The organism is Halorubrum sp. Ib24 (assembly GCF_002252745.1).
In the GTDB taxonomy this organism is placed as follows: domain Archaea; phylum Halobacteriota; class Halobacteria; order Halobacteriales; family Haloferacaceae; genus Halorubrum.
In genome coordinates, this window is the sequence record NZ_NHOX01000027.1 from 1 (window position 1) to 22,243 (window position 22,243).

Genomic DNA, 22,243 nt, shown 5'->3' on the forward strand with positions numbered 1-22,243 from the left:
CATAGACCACTCGATCTTTTGACCGCCTCACCCTTCGACCTTATCTCAACACCGCCGACGCCGAGACTGGTAGTGGTGGGTCTGATGAGAGTGAGTGATCAGGGTGTGTATTTGTTCCCAAGCAGACAATACACTGCTGGTGTATAGTGGTAGATAGGTGATTATGTATGGATAGTTCTCGGCGGGCGTTGCTTGCTGGCGTGAGTGCGGGAGTGTTCGGGTTGGCGGGGTGTCTCGGGAGTGATGGGTGTACACCGATGCCACCCACGGATATTGAGAGTGAAGTGCAGTTACATCAAGTTGCGTTGGACGGGACGCAGTATCAGATTGAGGTGTTGCGAGACGATGAGCAGAAGCGGCGTGGGCTGCAGCTTGCTGGTGCGCTTGAACAGGCTGGCATGAGTGTGACGACGTCAGATGTGTGGTCGTCGGGTAGTGGTGGGGCACGCTGGAACTTGTGGGCGTACGGAACGCTTTCTGAGCAAGATGTGCAGGCGTATATCGACGAGTATGATGTGGATGCGGTGGTGACGGCTCGCAGTGAACCGCCTCGTGGCAGTCATATCATTACAGATTCGCCGTTTGCGACGCCAGGGAGATGGTTCAGTTCAGGCGGTGAGTTCGCACACCGGGAAGCGATTTGGAGTGGGCTGACGGACCGACTACGTCCATTTGAGTTATACAATATCCAAAGTGGGAGTGATTGTATTGCGTTCTATCAAGATCCGACGAGAAACTATGGAGCATACATTCAGGAGTTGGTTGAGCGTCGTGGGCACGTTAATTTGGCTGCTGACGGAGTATCACCGAGTGAGAGCGACCGAGATACGCCACGGTTGAGACCGGGACGGCTTGTTGAACCAAGAAACGCACCAGCAGGGGAGGTGTATCATGACCCGTCCGAGCTCGGGTTTACCGAATACGCTGTCAACGCTGTCGACACACAGGAGTGGGAGCTACATTGGGAGACGCCCTGGGAGTCGGCACCGACGCATATACAAATCACGGGAGAGTTCTTAGGGACCGGGTTACCGGAGCTTGTCGGGTGGTATCAAGAGCAGTTCGACGACACACCAACAACGATTACGCTCCGTGTTGATCAGCATCGGGTTGTAAGCGAACGGCTAGCGTCGCTTGTTGAGAATCCCTCACGGCCGGACACGTACGGTGAAAGTGACGGGGTGGATTCGACAGTGTTGCCGCGTGTTCCTGTAGAGACAGCAGCACTGATAGCGACGTATCTGGCTGCGCCATATGATATCGCGTTGGGGTCAGCACTTACCGTAGCAACCGGATAATATCCAATTAATAAGAACTTGTATGGGTCAGTTGAAATACAACTCTTTCAATCCTTAATTGTTCTCGCTGTGTTCTTAGCCATCGTTATTGGTGGCGCATTAATCCCATACTTCGGGCAATCTTTCTAGTTTCCTACCGTTTAGGATCCGATCTAACTCATTATCAGTTCCCGTACACACAAATAAGTGGCTGTCTCTGTTGTAATACTCAAATTATAATTTCTTGGCCCAGTCGCAGTCAACCTAAGTAACTACATATAATGCTAAAATAATATAGAATCAGTAACGTTAGTATTTATTGAGGGGTTAAATTTGTATCCTTACAGTCTGGGCATCGGTACTTCCCACTGTATGTGCTCGGAGAGTTGAATTCATGGCCGTTTGAGCACCGTCCACCGTTCTCGATCCCTCCTGTCTCTGGGGTAAGTGCCGTGTCCTTACAGTCAGGACACCGGTACTTTCCTGAATAGGTACCCGGTTCATAGAAATAATGTCCATTAGAACACCGTCCGCCATTCTCAATTCCGTCAGTACGTGGAGTTAGGCTGGTGTCTTTACAATCAGGACACCGGTACTTTCCTGAATAGGTACCTGGCTCGTAGAAGTAGTGTCCGTTCGAACATCGCCCGCCGCTCTCAATTCCATCCGTTTGAGGGGTCAGGTTTGTATCCTTACAGTCGGGACACCGGTACTTTCCTGAATAGGTACCCGGTTCGTAGAAGTAGTGTCCGTTCGAACACCGCCCACCGTCCTCAATTCCATCCGTTTGAGGGGTCAGGTTCGTGTCTTTACAGTCGGGACACCGATATTTTCCTGAATAGGTACATCGCTCCATAGAAATAATGTCCATTTGGAACTACCGTCCACCATTCCAATCCGCCTGTGCTGCGGGCTTAGGTTTGTTCCTTACAGTCTGGACACCGGTATCTCATTATATTCGTTCGGATTCATAAAAATAGTTCCGTTCGAACAAGCCGCCGTTCTGGTAGCTTCCCTACATTAATACTTATGAATGCATCCATAAAATTTATACGGATTTTTGCCCTGACACATTTAGTACTCATCGACCAGACAGATGAAGACATACCCAGAAGAATAAGATCTCAAAGGAGCCGAGAATACACGCCCATAGCATACACCTCGTCGAATTATTTGTTGAACGCTGAAGCTTAGCTTAGGATCTAATCCTGTATAAGTTGTCATATATACACTAAATGATATTTACTCGAAACGATTCGAAGTGAGTCATTTTATCAAACCGCCCGATTACGAAGCGATGAAATAGAACGCAACCGCGTGGACACGTATCTCAACGAAGCGTTAGAGGCTGATGACCCATCGGGGAAAGACTGCCACTCCGACAAGCGAAGCAGCTGCTAAGTGCTGTCGAGGACGAAGAGCAGTCTGAACCGATCCTCAATACCTCTTCGAGACCTCTGAATCAGAGTTGAGCGCTTAGAGCTACGTTTTCAAGGCTCGATTCATCGCTCTCGTTTGGGTGGAGTGTTCTGACGCCTGCGACGGTGGCAGGTATTCTTGCCCCGAGACTGACGCAAATAACACTGACTAACTGAGAGATTCTGACATCGATATTTCGCCCGCTTCCACCACTGTGTCTACAGGCCATGAGTTGATCGAGTTCGGCGTCCCGATCAACGAATCGTTCGGAACTGTTAATCCTCGCTCCACGCAGATAGAACTCACAATTTCAGAAATTACGATTTCTAACTGTTGTTCAACTACGCGCCTCCCACACGGGATCACGCTCAACCGAGGACGAGGCGCATGCGTGGCTCACCAAATTGACGCGTTTTGAATTTTTACCCGGGAATAACCCGGTATGTAGCACCGTACGAAGTCGGATTTGTCATCGACGAGGACGATGGATCAGAAACGACGCTCCGATACGTCGATGAGGTTCGTCGCAACGTTGACGCCTTCCAGGTGTTGATCGGTGGTGATCCCGCACCGACCCAACCCGTCGATGAGACTGACCGACTAGTGAAGAAACGCTGTCACTCGGTTATCCGGCTGCCGGTACAACCGTGGCTGTCGAGTGGACTGCCGGTGATCTCGCCTACTCCCGCAGTTGTCGTTGCTGCCGCTACCGAGTGATCACTCGTGTTTGGGTCTGTCGGCGACAATACCTCCGCTCTTCCACCAGGTCGACGGCCGTGTTATCAAGCACTGAATCAGCAAATCCCCAGAGCAAAAGCTTGACACAATTCCTGAGGCGGCCGATCTCACAGCGTAAGGCCGGCAACTTGAGACGGTGAATAATAGCTCGATGAACAGACATACTTCGCAATTGGTGGTTCCTGACAGTCACTAATTTCTTGTCACGGTATCTGGTAGATACGGGTACACTGATGTCTGATCTGTATGATGCGATTGGGACGTTAGCATCGGCAGCCCACGCGAATGGAGACGAAATTGATGAGAACACCTACCCCAGCGACGACGACAACGCCCGGCACGGACTGGACGTGTTCGCCGACGGCCACTACGTTATGTTCCGCGCTGTCCCGAACGAACCGCGGTTCACCATCGGGTGTCCATACACATTCGTCTCCCGACTACAATCCCAGTACACCGCAGACGAACTCTCTGAACGCGCCGACGTCAATTTCGTCTCGCTAGCGAGCGACCAACAAGAACAGGTAATCAACCAGACGATCCAAACGGATCTGCAAGTCGCCGAAGAGCACGAAAACGAATTCAAAACTACGGTCACAGACGAACTCGGCCCCGGCTCACCAGACGTGATTCGACTCGAATACGGCGAACAGAATCGTTGGAACGGCGTTTTAGTCCGCGACCGCGTGTTCCCGCAACGCACAGACTTCGGACACCCGGAATACCGCGACGCAATAGACCAGATCAGGCAAACAAAAATGACCGTCGCCGAACTCCTCTCATCCACCATCCCCCCGCTGAACGATGACAACGAAGATCACACCTCCCCTTCAGCAACCCAGACCAAAGAAGATGCTCGACCAATCGGGTTCCAATAACCCGTCTACTGACAGGCACTCCACCCGGCAAGCGTGGCAAACTTGTACATCTGGGCGGGCTCGGTGGTTTCGTTCTACAGTTCCGGACACACACCATTGTATCTGGAACGATAGAAACGAACATATAGATTCAAAATCAACCAGTGATTCGGTGACACCCTCGCCCACCTTGGCGCAGAAGTCGTTCGCTTCGCCCGCGACCAGCACGGCAGTGTCACGGCTGCACTTGCCGAGTTCGACACCTAGACCGGTAGTCGAACACGGTTCACCGAGCTCGCCCTGCGATGGGCACAGCTCGCATGCTCAGTCGCCATCCAATACCAGCCGGCTCGGCTGATCATCACCGTGCCCAAACGCCTCCACCAACAGAGAACCCGTAACGCGACACTCGCCGACGTAACACTCCAAACCACATACACATCAACTAACCACTCTTTATCAAAGTGGTCATCACTCGGCAGCGCCGCAAAGACGTGCTCACCACAGACGGCGACTTCAGCGAGTCCATGCCGACCGATCCAAGTGTATAACCCCAGCATGCACTTCCGAATCAAATACCAGCTCTACAAACGCGGAATCCTCACTATCGGTGGTACAGATGATAAAAAATCAAGCTACTGAGTAACAAGTGGCCGTTAGAGTTACCGGTTGATGTCGCGCGGTGATATAATGATTCAGCCTCTAATTCGTATTTTAAATCACTATTTATGATCAAAAAAACTTCCAGATATATACGAAATATTCGCAATTCAATACTACGATGGTACTGCTGAACAGCTTATACATCAAAACGGTGCTACTCAGATGACAAACGAAGTGCTCAGATCCCAGTACCGTTCCCTCGGAAGCGGTCGATACTGCGGTACTCATATAGTTCAAACGTCGCTGAATGATGCGTACCGAGAGTGAACCGCCGACGTTTATTTTCTTTATGATTTGAGACTTCGCGGTTGCGTCAAGAGCAATACCGATCACAGCCGGCGTTTGATATCGCTTCAGGGTATGTCGAGTACGAAACTTATTACTAGAGTGAATGTTTGTTTGCTTACATCCAGATGGTCGGAGTTCAGGAACAAGATGAAACGAAGCTTCTGCATATCAGCGATACTCATCTCGGCTACGTCGCTTACGGACAAACACGTCGAGCGGAAGACTTCGAGCAGGCGTTCATCGAAGCGATCGATATAGCGATCGACCAGGATGTTGACGGTGTCGTTCACACCGGCGATATCACACACGAATCGGCCCCTAACGGAGAGTTACCACAGAGCGTTATTTCGTCGTTAGAAGAACTATCCGCCGCCGGCATCTCGTTTTATTTTGTTCTTGGAAACCACGATATCACGCCAGCAGGGCACCCGCAAGGCTGGGCAGAGTCACTTGTCGCCGCTGACCTCGGACTCCACCTCGGCCGGGAGCCGAGAGCCTGTAGGAATGTGAGTCTATACGGGTTAGACTACCACGACAACGAGTGGTGGGAGTCACCCGACCTCACATTCGACTTGCCAGGAACCGACACCACCCCGATCTTAGCGCTTCACCAGTCGGTCACGCCACCCCGACGCCCGGAGTACAGCGAGACAACGCTGTACGCGCTCCAACGCGACTCGAACGTGTCGTTCGATCTCGCATTGCTCGGGCACTCCCACTACACAACCAAGTATGATGACGAGGTACTCTCAGCACACTACACCGGGGCGACAGAACGTACTACGCGAAGCTATCGAACGGACACCCCTGTCGTCGCGGAATTCTACGTCACCAGCACGGGAATCACTACCCAAACACACGCACTAGACGTTCGACCGTTCCAAACGTTCTGCGTCTCGCTCCCGCCAGGCTCATCGATAGATCAGATCGGCAGCGACCTCGATCAGTTCGACGTGGCTGGGGCGGTCGTAACGATCTACACTGACGATCACACCGACCGGCAGACCATCGAGTCGCTGTTCGAAACGGCTGGCGCGTTCGACGCTCGTGCCTGGTCGTGGGACGGCGATCGGGACCTTCCACCTGGTGTCACGGAAGTGCCGCGGAACCACTCTATCGATGCTCTGCTTGATGTGGCCACATCGGAGATCGGAGCAGGTGCCGAGACCGCTGAAACAGTCGGCGAAACCAGTGGCGAGCAAAATACACCGGAGGGAGAAACGGCAGCGAACACGTCAACGACCGGTTCGCTGGTTCATCTCGGCACCGTCGATCTCGGCCGGGAACCACTTACTGACGCAACGTCCGGGCGGATCGGAACGGCGTTTGAAAACGTCGTTACGACAGCCATCGAGGCGGGCGTCAACGCGGTAGTGCTGACCGGACGGCTCTTTGTACCTGACCCTTCAGAGTCCGTGATCGAGCGGTGCCACACCCAGCTATCCCGTCTCGCTGCCGCAGACATTCCGTTACTGTACACACTACCCACCGAAAATGAGGCGGTTACAACGCTTGAGGACGACGGCCTCCTCCATCGACTCACACCGACTGCAACCGATGTAGGTCCGCTATCGATCTACGGTGCAGCAGCAGATACCTTCCATCAGGACCTCGTTCAGATACAGCCGGACAACGATCACGGGTTCGGGGTCATCGCGTCCACGGCCACCGTGAGCCCCCCCGGTCCGGCCGACACCGCTGACTGGAACTTGACACAAATCGGGCCCCTGATCGGTGACGAGACCGCCGCGTTACTATTGGGAAGTGGAGCCCCGAATCACCAACTAGACGGCGATCGGGTGCTCGCGTACAGCGGCGATCTAGCGCCGCCGCTCGATCAGGATTGCTTCGCTGACCAGTGGCATTCCGGTGGTTACACCGTGATATCGTTCGATTCCACCGGTGTACCGGCGGTGGACGAGCGGGATCTCTCTGGACCGTCCGTGGTAACCCGAACACTCGAATTCCGAGAATCACCGGCGTATGACGATGTGTGGGACCGGCTTGATGACCTCGCACTTGAGGGTTCACACGTCCGACTACGCGTTCACGGGGTCGGTCCAGCACTGCGAACACGAATCACGCGGCGCATCCAGCGGATCGCAGCCAGCGTGATTATCTGGGGGGACGACGAGGCCGTTGTCGACGGCGAGACAGTCCATGCACCAGGAACCGATCGTAACGCAGTGACGGACGAACGCACCGCCGACACCACCCACACGTTCGGCATCACCGACGAGGTCGCCTTTTCAGATTCACCGACTGAAACACCCCCAGCGGGAACTGAGCTGCGTGACAGCGGCGCCGCATCGATCATCGATCGTGACGAGAACCAGTGTGGTTTCGTCCTCGATATCGATGCGTGGTGTGCCGCCGGAGACGACCGGACGAGTAACGTCCACCGGCGATCACTGTACGGTGGGAAGTGGTACTGTCCGCACGACTGCGAAGACGGCAACGAGACCTGTATCTTTCACACCCCACGTAGCGCGACGGACGAGACGCTCGAACGAAAACGGTTCTACGAAACGCTTGAAGAAGCAGTCACGCGCTACGACCTGCAATTCTACGGCGCCTCACTGACCGCGATCACGACATCCGGACACGACCTCACATCATCGCACCGCTATCCAATCGATCTTCAACACGCGACGATCGATCGAGTCTCCATCACCGATACACGGATACAACAACCAATCCGGTTCGACAGGTCGACCATCGACGGCGCCATCTACCTCGACAACGCACAACTCGACGACCAACTGTCGCTCGTCCACGCCACTGTCGACGGGACAGTCACGATCAAACGCTCAACGTTATCCGGTCGACCGCGCTTCGGGCACGGTCACTTCACCGGGAAAACCACGATCTCACAATCCGAGTTCGACCACGGATTCGCGCTCGGTGAAGCGACATTCACCGCTCCAGTTCATTTTTCGAACTGCACGGTATCCGGCCACGCAACCGGGTACGAAACAACATTTCACCAAGACCTCAGACTCAACCGAACCACGTTCACGCTCGAATGCCGATTCGACGGTGCAACATTCCACAGCGACGTATCCGTCAATCAATCACGATTCAACCAACTGTTTGGACTCCGAAACACCACCGTAACAGAAGCCCTCACTGTCCGCCGATCAACGCTCGCTGGTCCATTTGAAATAACGGATGCCAGTCTCACCACCGTCGCACTTACAGACAGCACTTGTCAAAACATCGTGGAGTGCGCACGGTCACGCATCGACCAGTTCGACTGGTCACACGTCACAGTAACCGGGCAAACCCGATTCACAGCTACCACGTTCGGACACCTATCACTCACGGACGTCACCTTCGAAGATAACGTGCGACTCCTCGGTGACAGTCCAGGACCGAGCGCAACCCCAGCAACAGTGCACGGCGCCTGCAGTATCTCACACTCTATTTTCCACCGCCCAGTCAAAATCGAAGACGCCGGGTTCGCCGACGAGTGCAGTTTCTCAACATGTACCTTCCACGGTGACATCGAGTTCGACTCCGTGACCGTCCGCGCAGACCTGGCGTTTACCGACTCAACCGTAAACGGCCGACTTGACCTTGACGGCGTTCTCGACGGCGCGCTCTCACTCACTGCAATCACCTGCACCGACCAAATCTCGCTACAAGGAGTCGAGGCCGTCCAAGGCCGTTGCACCGCCCGACACGCGACCGTCACCGGGCAACTCGCACTCACCGACACGCGCTTCGAAGCCGGTATCGACCTGCGAGACGCCCGCGTCACCGGTGACACCAACCTCGAAGCGATCGACAGTCACGGCCCACTAACAGGTGACAACGCCGCGTTCGACGGCGAAGTAACCCTCGCAGGATCAACGATCACCGACACGGTCTCGTTCACCGCAGCGACGTTCGGCGATGTCGCTCGGTTCACACAGATTGACCAGCAAAACCAAGCCGACGTCTCGTTCGAGGACGCGCGCTTCCACGCGGCCGCACGGTTCATCGGCGCATCAATCACTGGGAATCTTAGCTTCGAACAGGCTCGCGTCAGCGGCCCCGCGCGCCGCGACGGGATCGAATGCGGCGGAGACGCAGTCTTCGCCGGTGCTGAATTCGACGAAGCAGCTCAGTTCTTCCACGCCACGATCGATGCCCGCCTCGACGCTGACACCACCGCGTTTCACGAGACCGCTAACTTCGACGATGCAGCGGTCGGAGACGCAGTGACGTTCACGCAAGCCGTCTTCGAGCATAACGCGTCATTCGAGAACATCACCGTTGCCGGCCGACTCGTCTTCGATGATACGCAATTCGACGCCTCGATACGCACCGCCGGTGCAACAGTCTCCGGAACGCTGTCTGCAACGCGAATCTCAGTCGATGGCACAGCCACATTCGACGACACCACGGTCACCGGCCAGTGTCGATTCGACCGCGCAACCTTCCACGAAACGGTGTCATTCGCCGACGCGACATTGGAGGAAGGCTGCGTGTTCGACGAAGCAACGATCGACGAAAGCGCCGATTTCAACGAGATAACCGTGACAGGCGGCACAGCAACGTTCACTACGCTTGAACTGAACGGACCGGCAACGTTCAACGACGTGACCGTCACCGATGATTTTGACATGACGGGCGCGACGGTCACCGACCGCTGCACATTCACCGACATGCGTGTCGGCGGCACTGCCAGTTTCACTGAAGCACACTTCGAGGACGTCACAACACTGACCGCAGCGACGTTCGAGGAACCCGCATCGTTTGACGACGCCGCATTTACCGCCGCCGTGTACTTCGACCGTACCACGTTCGTCGCTGGCGCCACATTCTGCGATGCCACACTCGCAGCCCCGCATTTCACCCACGCACACGGTAAGGACGTCGAAATCAACTGTTACGGCGCAACACTGACCGGCGGCGAAATCGTTCACGCCGCCGACGCCGGCGTCACCTACAACCTCACCAAAGCAACACTCGGTCCCATCAGGATCCGCGGCCCCGATGAACACCCTCCTGATTACAGCGCGTTCCGGCTCGTCGAAACCCGTTTCGACGGGTTCGAATTCGCCGAGCACACCACGTTACGAGATCCCAACGCTCGCCTCGAAGTGTACACTGGCGACGCCGCCACCCCGACGGCATCACAGTTAGAAACCACGTATCTCAACGCAAAAAACGGCGCCGCCCAAGTCGGGGATTCACTCTCTGAAGGCACGTTCTTCGTCCGCGAGTTACGACACCGCGGACGCACCCACCGCGAAGCCAACCGGAGACGTCGCTGGGTCGGAAATCGAGTGCTTCGTCACACGGCAAACTACGGACAGTCACCCATGCGCGTCGTCGGCACATCCTTCGCCGTCATCGGCATCTTCGGCGCCGTATTCGCAACCGTCCCGTTCGTCGCCCCGAGCGTCGGAGGCAACCACAGTGCCCTGTACACACATCCACTCGGCCCGTGGCTGCTCAGCTTTGAAGCTTTCACCACACTCGTGTTCGGCGGGGTGAGCGTCACCTCAATCTGGACGCGGTTCCTCGGCGCGGTCGAAGGCTTCTTTGGCGCCTTCCTCATCGCGTTGTACCTTTACGCCCTCACACAGTCAATCGACCGCTGAACTCTCCTACGGGTTCGACAGTTCCTTGTAATTATTCCGAATCGTCACTTCCGACGTGTTCGCAGCCTCCGCAACCTGCTGTTGCGTGAACTTCTCGTTTTCGTGGTGTAATCCAGCAGCGTACACCGCCGCGGCGGCCGTCGACAACGGACTCGACCCGCTCCCAGTACTAGACGCTTGAACGGCAATCTCCCGCGCATCCGACACAATCGACGCACTCGGTTCAACACCGAGCGCATGAATCAAGTACGGGATGTACTTTTGCGGCGGAATAAGCATAAGCGTCGGATCGAGACCGAGTTCAGCAACCATTCGCCGCTCTTTATCCGCGATCTCTTTCGTCGACACCTCGCCATCTGACGCCGCTTCGATCGCAGCCAACGGGCGATGCTCCTCCTCAATCAACGTAGCCAGTCGCACTGACGCCGCCGCCGTCACGAGCTTTGATTTCCCGCGAATCAAATCATGCTGCATCGCGTCCGCATACAACTCCCCAGCACAGTAACACACCGCAGCTGACACAGTCAGATTATTCGCAAGATCGACAAGCGCCGTGGTAATCTCGATCGCCGTCCGCTCACCGTGATCCAACTCAACATGTTCCTCCGCGGTCGGCACACGGTACCCGCCGTTTACGATCCGCTGCAGCAAATCCGTGTCGAGCGGCGCATCTCCGTCCCAATCGATCTCTCTGTGCTTACCGTCCGAAACCGCAGCCGCCTCATCGACACTCGCCGGAGGCACATCCTCAATATCCGTATCAGCAGCCGATGACTCAACACTACTCCCCGGCTCGTTCTCACCACCGAGTGTCTCACCAGGAGTCTCTGTGTCCTCATCGACCGCATCTGTAGACGACCCCACACACTGTGACGGCCGATCAGCCTTTGAAGAATCACGTGACTTTGCCTCACCACCCTCAGACTCCGTCGATGTATCAGGTGTCGCCGCAACTTCTGACGATTCAGCACCAGTACTCAATGCATCTCCAGGATTTTCAATCGGCTCAAGCCCGTTAAGAGAGACGAACAACATGTCCGACCCGTCACCAGCAGCCCACTTACACGACGTCACCGTCACGTCAGCCTCAACCCATTCCCTCGTTCCCAAGATCTCCTCAAGCTCGTTTGTGTCTCCAGAGACAAACAACCGGCACTCGCTATCCGACGGAACTATTCGCCCCTCAGCAGTACGCGTGATACGGAGCGTGAGACGGTCCCCGTTAGCGACAGTTGACGGCAAAAGATCCATTCGATACTCTGGAAGACGACAGCCTCCCTGTTGTGCGTTTCGCTAACCAGTTTCCAACCGATCACCATCCAACCCATGACACAACACGCGTTGACGCCCCGTGTGAAGCCACATCCACCAACCAACCATTCGCCGTCAAAGTGTTCTTAACCCACAGTCGACGAGAGGACATTCTCATCGCAGACGGAGATATTGACCAGTCCCTGCTCGGTTACTCGACAATCTACAAATCCGGGATCCACTTCCAATTCAAATACCAACTCTACCACCTCAAAATCCTCACCACCGGCGGCACCGACAACAAAAGCAAGGTGTTGAGCAACACGTGGCGGTTAGAGCAAGCGGTTGGTGGCGTATCTGAGCTGTACTGACTCACGAGAGAATTCCAAATATAGAGATGTTTGACTTCATTAAAATCCACAGTAAGTGACACGAGTACGGTGATTAACTCAATTACGTGGGATTGCCCTGGACGCGATCAACGAGCTTGAATCAACTGGGACAGGTAACTCCACGCCAATCTTCAACGATTTACGAGAATATTGTATCACTCTGAGCTGATAACGTTTTGAATTTCTTGTTCGATTATAGATATTATCTCATCTTGATCGGATTCTTGCTTTTGATTTCCCTGCTCAGACACAGTAGTTGGATCTGATTTATCCTCCGCTAGTTGCGGTTCAGTAGGTTTTTTTCGAGATACATCAACCTCGGCGGTATCAATACGTACAGCACTAATATCGTCGGCTAAAAGGAGTCTCTGTCTCGGACGACCGACCTCAACTGGGACCTTTTCCGTATAGATTACACCATCTGTTTCTAACGCCGTTTTCCGCCTCGAAATAGTTGCCTTGCTTGCGACACCCGTCTCCTCGGCCCACTTTCCTAAATCGTAACTGAGAGCTCCACTCTGGGCCGCAGCTATTAGTGCCACCGACACAGCATCAAGTGAATCCATCTCCTCAAGTTTGGCCGCTTCAATAAGATGTTCAAATTCGGAACGGGTTTGCAAGCCGACAATAGATTCGAGTTTTGCGAGAAGTTCTGACCAAACAGGAGTATCTATATCAACACGAGATGCAGATTCAAGAAGTGATTCGAACTCGTCAGTGAGAATTGATCCGATCTCGTCATCAGAGAGCTTAACGAACCTCCTAACACTACCCATTCGAACATAGTAGTGTGCTTGGTTCCCGTCGATAACAGTAGTTGGTAACGAGGGCTCCTCAGTCAAGTAGAGGGTCGCGTTGTGTTGTTCAAGTATCTCTTTAAGCTTCGAATTTAAAGGAAATGACCTTCTAAGATTATCAGCAGTTGTCTTCGACACCAAAATCTCCATGCCGCTCAAATCAGACGTAATAAGCCACTCAGCAAATTCTGCCACAGAAATGTCATTCGAGATCACTATTTTCACCCCGTCTGATCCGTCGACTGATATCGTATCCATAGTGAATAACAATACCTCAACGTAACTGTATAAAATGCTCTATTGGACCCATGGGAGACGAATGACAGCGCCATTCTAAACATGGAAAGAAAAATAGAAGAGTCAAGATGTCACGACCAACCCAGCTTGCAACTAGTAGCTCTGAGCATGTCAGAAACCAGGGGACATGGGTGAGTCGATACCATTATTGACTCACATCAGTATGTATACCAGACATGAGTGATGAGTTTATTGAGGAAATTGACGATATTCTCTCAGATGTTCTCAGTGATGTCGATTCCACATCTTCAGCAGAGATTGAGCAGAACATCACGTTCGGACAGTCGGTATCTGCTGAGCGGCAAACAGCGATCGTTGATGATCGGACCGACCAGTTAGCAGCCGAGCTGGAGATCCCTGCAGCGACAGTTGAGCTTGCGAAATCCCTGCGCGATCAGTATCGCAACCAGCGCGGAGACCTCATCGGGACCGCGCTCGAATTAATCGCCGCATCGTGTTTGTACTGCGCAGTCAAAGTCACGGAAGTCCCGTTAGATCCGACGGACTTCGTCGCTGCTGACGAGACCGTTGTCACGCGGAAAGCACTGCTTCGGCGGTCGAAAGATATTGCTAGTACTGTCGGGCTTGACCCGTCAGCGTTCTTCGGCAGCGAACAGTACGTGGACCGGTACTGCGGCGCGCTCGACGTGACTGACGCAGTCAACAAGCGAGCACGGGAGATCATCGAAATCACCGAAAAGTCAGGGTTATCCAGCGGGAAAAGCCCGTCCGGCTGGGCCGCTGCCGCCGTGTACAACGCGTGTCTCGACGTCGGCGAGAAACGGACGCAACAGGATATCAGCCGCATAGCGAACGTCTCCGAAGTAACGATCAGAAACCGGTATCAAGAACAACGAGCCGGGTTGCGACAAGCTGAACCGCTCCCGGCTGACCCGATCGCAGTTATCGACCATGTCGCTGATGCGAGCGAGGTCACCTCGGTAACCAGAGAACTCGCGGAACTGCTGATCGAAAACGCACGGACGGACGAGTACCCCGTTGACGAGGAGGCGACGCTGTGGGGACTTGCAGCGCTCCGGCGTGCAAGTCGATTGATGAATGGGGATATCAAGCTCAAGACGCTGTCTCAGTACACCGACGAAGACTCGGAGGAGATCTCCACACGAGCGCGACAGTTACGGTCCGTCTTGAGCCAAGTCGAACTGAAAAATTTCCGGGTCAAGCATGCCAAGCAAACGAGTAAGCCCGACCAAGAGTAAGCGCAGAATGAGTGTTTATACACCGTCCGGGAACGCCGAGAACAGATCCTGGTACGATGCTCTGTGACTGGAAACGGCGTGAGCCACGGCCAGATTCAGCTGTCGGCGTAATATGAAAGAGCGGACATTCCCAGCTGCATACCGCCGTCAATATCCTGGAATAGCAAGGGTGTTCGATGAGAACGCGGCTCAGAGCGAGTCAGCGTTTACCGCGTACCTGCACGGAGGGACAGACCGACGTGTCTTGACAACGCTCGTCGAAGAGTTATTCAGAGTCCTTGAGTACACCGTCATCCCGGTAGAGTCGTGGCATGACGCGTTCGACACCGTCATTCGGAAAGGCACTTCTGAGTACCCGATTCACACGATCCGTGCGGGGAAACCGAGCCGCACGGCGTTACACCAGTTGACCGCCGCACACACGGAGTCTTCCGTTCCGCATTCGATTCTCGTCAGCGCTGTCACACCGCTGTCAGAGCGGACGAAGCGTGTTACTGAACATTCGGGGGTCAGGGTGATTGATCAGAGTGAACTACGGGAACTCGTCCAAGCCGCGATCTCACGGTTGAGTGAACCAGTTCAAGCGTCAGGGACTGCGACACGCCGCACGTCGACAGACCCCGCAAAGGTCGAGCGGCTGATTGCGAAACTCGAAGCTGCGTGCGACGAGGCGGAAACGCTCGTAGAACAGCAAGCCTTCGCGGAAGCAACGGACCGACGTGACACAGTCCACGACGCTCTCACCAAGGTCCAGACGCTCATTCCGGCCGAGTCGGGAGACCAGCAGTTCCGCGAGCGGCTCACCGCCGTTGAGACGAGACTTGCCGATATCACATCGGCACTGCAAGCGGCGTATACGGACCGCATCGCGGAGGGTGACTCGTGCGTGGAAACGGCCACCACTGCCGTAGCGGACGGTGACGTCACAGCGGGGCTTCGTGCGTGTCAGGACGCCCGGGCAGCGTACGCGGACGCTCAAGCGATTGCCGATCGCTCCAAGCTTAAATTCCGTGGCGATACCGAGGAAACACCTCAAGATCGGGTCGAAACCGTGAGGCGACTGGAGCAGCAGCTACATGTGAGAAACGAGATTCAGGAGGCAGAAGCAACAATCGAATCACTCGCTGCGACCGTCGCTAACACGGACGGAGCTTCACACGATCCTCAGTGTGAGTCCGAACTACAGGCAGCCGCACAAGCCGGATTTGAGCAACTTGACGCGCTTCCTGACAACATCACGGATCCCGCGTTACAGGCTCGCGTTTCAGCGTTGGAAACCCGAGTCGAACAGTTCGAGACTGCGGCACAGCAACCCCGGTCAGCAAACGGCACTGCCCCTCCCGATGTGGGCACGGCCGAAGGATCCAGGGAGACGACCGCAGTTATCCGCGATACAAAGGAAATTATCGATCGTGCGCGTCAACCCGCCCCGGTAGTGCTGCGGTTACGCGAGGAACTCACCGAAGACGGACGGCGGACGGTGTATCGCGCAGAGACAATCACAGGAAACTCAGTACAGTTCGACGTCTGGCACAGACACAGTGATCAAGACACCTGGGAGTTCAACGAGTGGTATCTACTGGAGAACATACGCGGCCAACAGTGGACAGTAGCTAACGGTGCAGGCGTCACGCTCAGCACCACACCTGCCTTCACCGCCACCAAACATGAGTCAACTGCTCATGAAACATATACGATATAAAAATAAGTACGATCTTAATTACTATTCACGATGAGCGGTTCGAGCGACCTACTGAATTCAGAGGATATCGACTACAAAAGCTGCGTTAATTTCTCCAAGTGAAAATTGAATCAGCCTTGTGACGGCCGTTAATCGTGGCGGTGATACGGACACGATTGGGGCGATTACTGGTGTGGTCGCTGGCGCGCGGTTCGGAGCGTCACAGCTTCCGTATCGGTGGCTGAGTGCTATCGACGAGACCGACGACCTCGAAACCCTGGTAGCTCAACTCGTGGAGGTGGCGTGATGTCCGTCTTTGAGTTCGACCGTGACTAAAAGTGGCTGACAATTACGATTGTATTTGCACTAACTCTGTAGCCTCCTCGGTTGGCCGAAGCATACGGTTTTGGTCGCGCTGATAATAGCCCTCAAATTCGGATGTGAGATAGGCATGGACTTCAGCACCAGTCTTTACTCCCCAAGCCTTTGCCAGTTCACCGTTCGATGTCGGTGCCAACTCGACGAGGTCGCTGAGACGGTCTAACGCCTGGTCAGACAAGTCATGCTCGGGCTGTGGGATTTGATGCTCGATGAGGGTATCGAGTAAGGAAACTTCCTGTCCAAGTTCGTCATCGATATCATCTGCTGTCTCGTCGATGTAGGCCTGAATCGTCTGAAACTTTTCTCGATACTGGTCCGGGACGCGGAGCGGTTCGGAGTCTCGTTCCCACTGTCCTTGTCGCTGCCCGTTCATCGGTGTCCAGTCGTCCCCACCTTGTACAGCGGTAATCCATTCTTGAAGCGTACTGGTATACCGGGCGAGACACACTGCTTTTCTGATCCCACTCGTCTCGAAATGCTCTGGGGACTCAGCAGCGGCTGAGATGTGAACTCGATCCGATTCGATGGTCCCGCCGATTTCCTCCCAACTAGCAACAAGTTCCATCGCCTCAGAGGGAGAGCCATCAAAGCGTAACAATATGACTCCGCCCCGGGTTTCGCCATCGGTCGTTGGTGATGGGAACAACGTTGAGACAGACATGATTTTACCGGCTGCTCGTTCGGCGTTCGGACTCCCGTAGATGGCGTCGATCTCGACATCACCGTCCAGTTCTAGTTGGAGGTCGAACACCAGCGGCGTGACCATATACTCGAACTCGTCGTCGAGTCGTTGCTTGAACTCTGCAGCTGAGTGGACAAAGTAGTGGTTTGCCCCTCGGATTTTGGAGAGCGATTCCGCGAGATCCGGATTTTCATCGAGTCCCATTCCGATGAACGTCGTGTGGATGCCTCGCGCCGCCGCTTCCTCAACCGTCGCGGTGATTGTGTTCCTCCCGGTGGCACCAGTATTCGGCATCATGTCCGTCAGAAATACGATTCGAGTCTCGACCTGTGTCGCATCTGTCTCCTCGTGTTCACCGAGGAGATCAATAGCGGTCTCAAGGCCGGCACTCATGTTCGTTCCACCACCAGCCGACACATCACGAATGTGGTCACGGATTGCGTCCATATCTGTCTCTCCGACGAGCGAGAGCGGTTTGGCGACGTGGGCCTGCGAGTTATAGAGGACGACCCCGAGCTGATCGTCTGCCTCCAAGTGCGTGGTGAGGGCTGCGAGAGATTCTGTCGCAGCGGCTATTTTCGTCTCACTCGATGGTGAGTCCACTGACCGACGCTGGCCGGTTTCATCGTAGTAGTACTGGTCAAACTGGCTGCCCATCGATCCAGAGACGTCAAGAACAGCGATTAGGTTGAGTTGACGGCGTTCAAAGTCTTCGACGCTGATTGTGGAATTGAGACCGACGGTCAGGTAGTGTTCGGTCCGATCTGTGTGTGGGTGGTTGGTTACTGCTCTGCTGTACGATGGGTAGAAGAGACTGTCCTTGTCGTCGCGGTCATCGCCTGTGTCGAAGTAGTAATCGTAAAACAACCCTTCAGTCGTGAGTGCGTCTTCGTCAGGCAGATATCCCTCGGAGATATTGTCCCGGAAGTTATCAATATCCTTGGCACCACCGGTAGCCATCCCGAGCGATTCTGATGTGCTGGCCGCCTGCGAATTCAGAATGTGCATTTCGTCTGCGTCGTCTTCGACTGCTCTCCCGCCATGTGCGAGGTATCGACCTAATTCGCTTTCGGGGATCGAGAGTGAGCATTCAGTACATCGATATTGGTGCTGAGGGGTCCGAACACTTCGGTTCGACTCTCGAAACGGTCGCCAATCATCCCTGTCTGAAAGCCGGTGAATTTCCGACTCCTCGGTGACCACGATGTGTAGACCTTTGCGTCCTTGTTGGTCGAGCGCCCTGCTGACCGCGTTTGGTAGCGATTCGACACCGGGCTTGAAAATCAACTCCGAGCCACATTGGGGGCAGTCGTGAGAAGAGGCTTTCTTGAACTGATTTGAGAACGTTTCGCGGGGGTTAAAATTGGGGTTAATACCCAGTCCGTGTTCTATGCGATACGTTTCCTCAACCGCCAGCGAATTTACTCGGTCAGCAACACCGCCGACGACGAACTGATTGCCATCAGTGTCTTCAACTTCGAATAGCCCAACATCGGAGGTTGAATCAGCACGGTTCAGAACAGAAACTTCAATCTCCGCGAGATATTGACCGTGAGCGATATCAGATTTAGTACTATTCATTTTATGACCTCATTGCTGCAATCGCTTATACTTGCTGACGTGGTTCATTGTACTGAGCGATCGGTGAGTCTCCTGTACTGAGCTATTCGTGAGTCCTCTGTACTGGCCGTAACAAGACGTGATATGTCTCTTACTGAGGGTTTCAACAAAGCTACTCAGTCAATAGACTTCTCCACGAACAGCGGATGATAGGTCTCGGAAAGCGTGATGAGTTCATCGACAATCGCATCGACATACAAGTCGTATTTCGGATCCTGGACGGCGTCTTCGTGCCAAACCTTCGTACTGATGATGTTCTTTTTGCGATGGGGATACGACTCGTAGTCTGATAGAGCGTCAACGTGTTGAGAGGCGATTGATTTGAGAGCCTCTCGTTCCGAGTCAGTCAACCCCTCAACACTAGCAATCTGCAATCGAACGGTTGACCGTCCACTCTCACCCGTCTCACCGATATACGCGTCGTACTGAACGACATCTGGATGCTGCGGATGCGTCGATCGGAAGGCGACTCGTATTTCCAGATCAACAGTCTGTACAAGGTCTGGACTTTCGGTCCGCGTCTGGAATTGGTCGGCGACGGAACGCAGTACAGCGAACGCGTCGGTTGTAGGAGAGCTGCCTCTCCGCATCCCCGACTCGAATACTTTCGAAAAGAACGCCGCACTATCATGGGTAGCATCTTCAAGAAAGTCGAGTACGTCCTCGTAACGGATGATCGAGTCGAATTCCGCTTCGTTTTCGGCCGATACGTAGTTTTCCGGTGCTAACAGACAGACAGTAAACGAATCCCAAGACCCACGATCAACCCAATATTGCCCGCGATTAAAATATCGCTCAACTTGGTCCGGTTGCTTACTCGCGTCGATCTTGTCTTCGATCAAGACCAAGTGCCGGTCTCCCGACACCGACCGAAATCCGAATTCAATATCAGACTCCCCTTCACCAGCATACGTAGCGTGTATGACACTCCCGAGGTAGCTACTGATTTCGAGATCGGGGACGGCTTGACTAGCAAGCCACTGCCTGAAATCCATCGAGATCTCAAGCAGCTGAACGATGATGAAATCAACCTCTCGCTCACTGGCACTTTCGATTGATTCATCGTTCTCAATATTCAGTCATCAGGTTGAAACAATCTCACAAATATTTGTTCTTGCGCTCAGTGAGAGGATTTGAGCGACGAACGCGGTAGTCGACTCTGAAATCTGGAAGCGCCCTATTTTATTTGATGTCGATATGTGAGTGGTTGGTATGTTGCTGACTGCGGCGATGGTGTTGCTTCTGATTGCGTTGGTCACGCAAAGCGACGTGTGGGGCGGGTTCGGTATGGTAGTGTATCTTATTGGTGTCGGGGTTGCGGTTATTGGGTGGGGGCTTGGTGCTGTCTCGACGGTTCTGCCGGTCGCGTCAGGATGGGATAGTGTCGTGTTATTGCTCGTCACGTGGCCCGTTGGAATTCCGGTGTGGCAGTCACTCGTGATTGCAACGATTTTGTTTTTTGCTGCGGTCGCTATTGTTGATACGGAGTCGTCAACGTCTACTGACACGGCGGACAGCGAGTCTCCCGGCGCGGACAGTGTTAGAGTGCCGAATGTGGAGGAGCTCCCGGGGATCGGGGAGCAGAAAGCGACGGCGTTGCGTGCCGCCGGGTATGAGGACGCCAACGACATTCTCGCAGCGTCGAAAGCGGAGTTGACAGATGTCGATGGGATCGGGACAGCGCTCGCCGCGCGTCTCATCGTGTCCGTTGAGGATCGATACGTAGAGAATAGCACGAGTGACTCGACGCAGCAGGATGCAAGTGGTTCCACGAACGGCGCTGCACTCTCAGACGACGCAGCGTCGCCTGACGGGGTGGATACCGTCACGACAGAACAGTATACGGATCGTGAGAAAGCTCGGTTAGTCGCTGGACTTGAGGCGACGTGCGATCGGATCGAGACACTAGTCGAGACCGGTGCAGTTGCCGAGGCGAACGTCCGGTTGCCGGCAGCGCGTGCTGCAGTGCGTGAGACGCGAGACGCGCTCACCACGTTATCAAGCGACCGTGATTTGCGGCTGCGTGTGAACGACGTTGAAGACCGGTTAGACACGGTTCCGACGGAAGCTGAAGCGCAGTATCACGAGGTTGTCGCTGATGGCGACGCACACGTCACAACCGCGCAGGAGGCAGTCGAAACCGGGGATATCGAGACAGGACTGGAAGCGTGCGAGAACGCACACGCTGTGTATCGGTCGGCTCGACAGATCGGGCAGACAGCGAACGAGCAGTGGTTCACAGAGGAACAAGCGGCGTTGGACGGCCGGATTGCGTCTGTCGAGTCGCTCACGGACCGGCTTGAACATGAACGGGAGGTGCAGCAGGCGGAGAAAAAGGTTGACACGTTGACACAGCGGGTTTCGTCACTCAAAGAGACGTCCGAACTCCGGGAAGCCGAAGACATCATGCAGTCGATCGTCGAAGACGGAAACAATGCGCTCGCCCGGCTCCCGGATGATGTCACTGCGCCAGAACTAGAGCGGCGTGTCATGCATCTGCGCGAGCAAGTTACTGAGTTTGAAGCCGTCGCCGAGCATCTCGCAGCGCAGTCCGCGTCCGCACCGTCGCACACATCTTCTGAGCCGGGGACTAAAACAGCGTCGTCAACGGGCGAGGAGACGGGTGATACAGTCGATTCACCGGCGACAGTAACGGACAATCCCGGGGACAAGGGGTCGGCAGCGTCGGAACGTCCGAGCGATCCGGCGGGTGACCCGGAAGAGTCGCGTTCAGTTGTGCGGACCGCAGACGGGATCGACGAGACGCCACAGCACACCGCCCCAGTCGTGTTACGGATTCGAGAACAGCTGACGGAGGATGGTCGCCGGCACGTGTTCCGTGCGGAGACGAGCGACGGCGACACAGTGCAACTCGACGTGTGGAATCGGCACGTGAGTGAGTTTGACTGGGAACCGGGCGCGTGGTACGCGTTCGAGAAGGTGCGTGGACAGCGCTGGACGGTCAACGGTGAGTCAGGCGTAACCGTCAGCACAACACCAGACGTGACCGTCACGCCGCGCGATTCGGCACCGGACGCTGACGTGACGACCGTGTAGCGGCACCGCCGATACTGTTTTATTTACCG

At 54.8% G+C, this 22,243-nt stretch carries 10 protein-coding genes and 2 pseudogenes; 8 read left to right on the forward strand and 4 right to left on the reverse strand.

Translation table 11 applies throughout. The features are described 5' to 3' along the window. Positions 1–884: 884 nt before the first annotated feature. From DJ82_RS14440 to DJ82_RS06640, 4 genes and pseudogenes are all read left to right on the forward strand, one after another. Positions 885–1,298, forward strand: coding sequence for a hypothetical protein (locus tag DJ82_RS14440; RefSeq protein ID WP_143420506.1), 414 nt, complete (start codon positions 885–887; stop codon positions 1,296–1,298). Positions 1,299–3,158: 1,860 nt separating this feature from the next. After that, positions 3,159–3,370 (forward strand): annotated as a pseudogene (locus DJ82_RS15570) (hypothetical protein); the annotation flags it as partial. Positions 3,371–3,667: 297 nt separating this feature from the next. Continuing rightward, entirely contained in the window at positions 3,668–4,312 is a 645-nt protein-coding gene (locus tag DJ82_RS06635) for a hypothetical protein (protein WP_094581363.1), read from the forward strand. Positions 4,313–5,367: 1,055 nt separating this feature from the next. Beyond that, positions 5,368–10,836, forward strand: coding sequence for a pentapeptide repeat-containing protein (locus tag DJ82_RS06640; RefSeq protein WP_094581364.1), 5,469 nt, complete (start codon positions 5,368–5,370; stop codon positions 10,834–10,836). A 6-nt stretch (positions 10,837–10,842) separates the two neighbouring features. Here DJ82_RS06640 and DJ82_RS06645 read toward each other — a convergent pair whose 3' ends face one another. Both DJ82_RS06645 and DJ82_RS14445 read right to left on the reverse strand, forming a co-directional pair. Beyond that, positions 10,843–12,087 (reverse strand): transcription initiation factor IIB family protein, encoded by a 1,245-nt coding sequence (locus DJ82_RS06645; protein WP_094581365.1) that lies wholly within the window; start codon positions 12,085–12,087, stop codon positions 10,843–10,845. 547 nt (positions 12,088–12,634) lie between these two features. Continuing rightward, entirely contained in the window at positions 12,635–13,534 is a 900-nt protein-coding gene (locus DJ82_RS14445; protein WP_143420507.1) for a DUF5821 family protein, read from the reverse strand. Positions 13,535–13,749: 215 nt separating this feature from the next. Between DJ82_RS14445 and DJ82_RS06655 the strand changes: the two genes are divergently transcribed. The 3 genes and pseudogenes from DJ82_RS06655 to DJ82_RS06660 form a co-directional block, all read left to right on the forward strand. Beyond that, on the forward strand, positions 13,750–14,793 hold the full coding sequence (locus DJ82_RS06655; RefSeq protein WP_094581366.1) for a transcription initiation factor IIB family protein: 1,044 nt from the start codon (positions 13,750–13,752) through the stop codon (positions 14,791–14,793). A 112-nt stretch (positions 14,794–14,905) separates the two neighbouring features. Next, positions 14,906–16,495, forward strand: a complete 1,590-nt coding sequence (locus DJ82_RS14450; RefSeq protein ID WP_143420508.1) for a hypothetical protein — start codon at positions 14,906–14,908, stop codon at positions 16,493–16,495. A 112-nt stretch (positions 16,496–16,607) separates the two neighbouring features. Then, a pseudogene (locus DJ82_RS06660) lies at positions 16,608–16,781 on the forward strand (ADP-ribosylglycohydrolase family protein); the annotation flags it as partial. Between the two features lie 42 nt (positions 16,782–16,823). On the opposite strand, the gene DJ82_RS06665 reads toward DJ82_RS06660, so the two are convergent. Both DJ82_RS06665 and DJ82_RS06670 read right to left on the reverse strand, forming a co-directional pair. Continuing rightward, complete coding sequence (locus DJ82_RS06665) at positions 16,824–19,118, reverse strand: DUF5797 family protein (protein ID WP_094581367.1); 2,295 nt, start codon at positions 19,116–19,118, stop codon at positions 16,824–16,826. A gap of 155 nt (positions 19,119–19,273) precedes the next feature. Next, complete coding sequence (locus tag DJ82_RS06670; RefSeq protein ID WP_094581368.1) at positions 19,274–20,152, reverse strand: hypothetical protein; 879 nt, start codon at positions 20,150–20,152, stop codon at positions 19,274–19,276. 217 nt (positions 20,153–20,369) lie between these two features. On the opposite strand from DJ82_RS06670, the gene DJ82_RS06675 reads away from it, so the two are divergent. Then, a complete protein-coding gene (locus tag DJ82_RS06675) occupies positions 20,370–22,214 on the forward strand; it encodes a helix-hairpin-helix domain-containing protein (RefSeq protein ID WP_094581369.1) in 1,845 nt (614 codons plus the stop codon). Positions 22,215–22,243 lie beyond the last annotated feature (29 nt).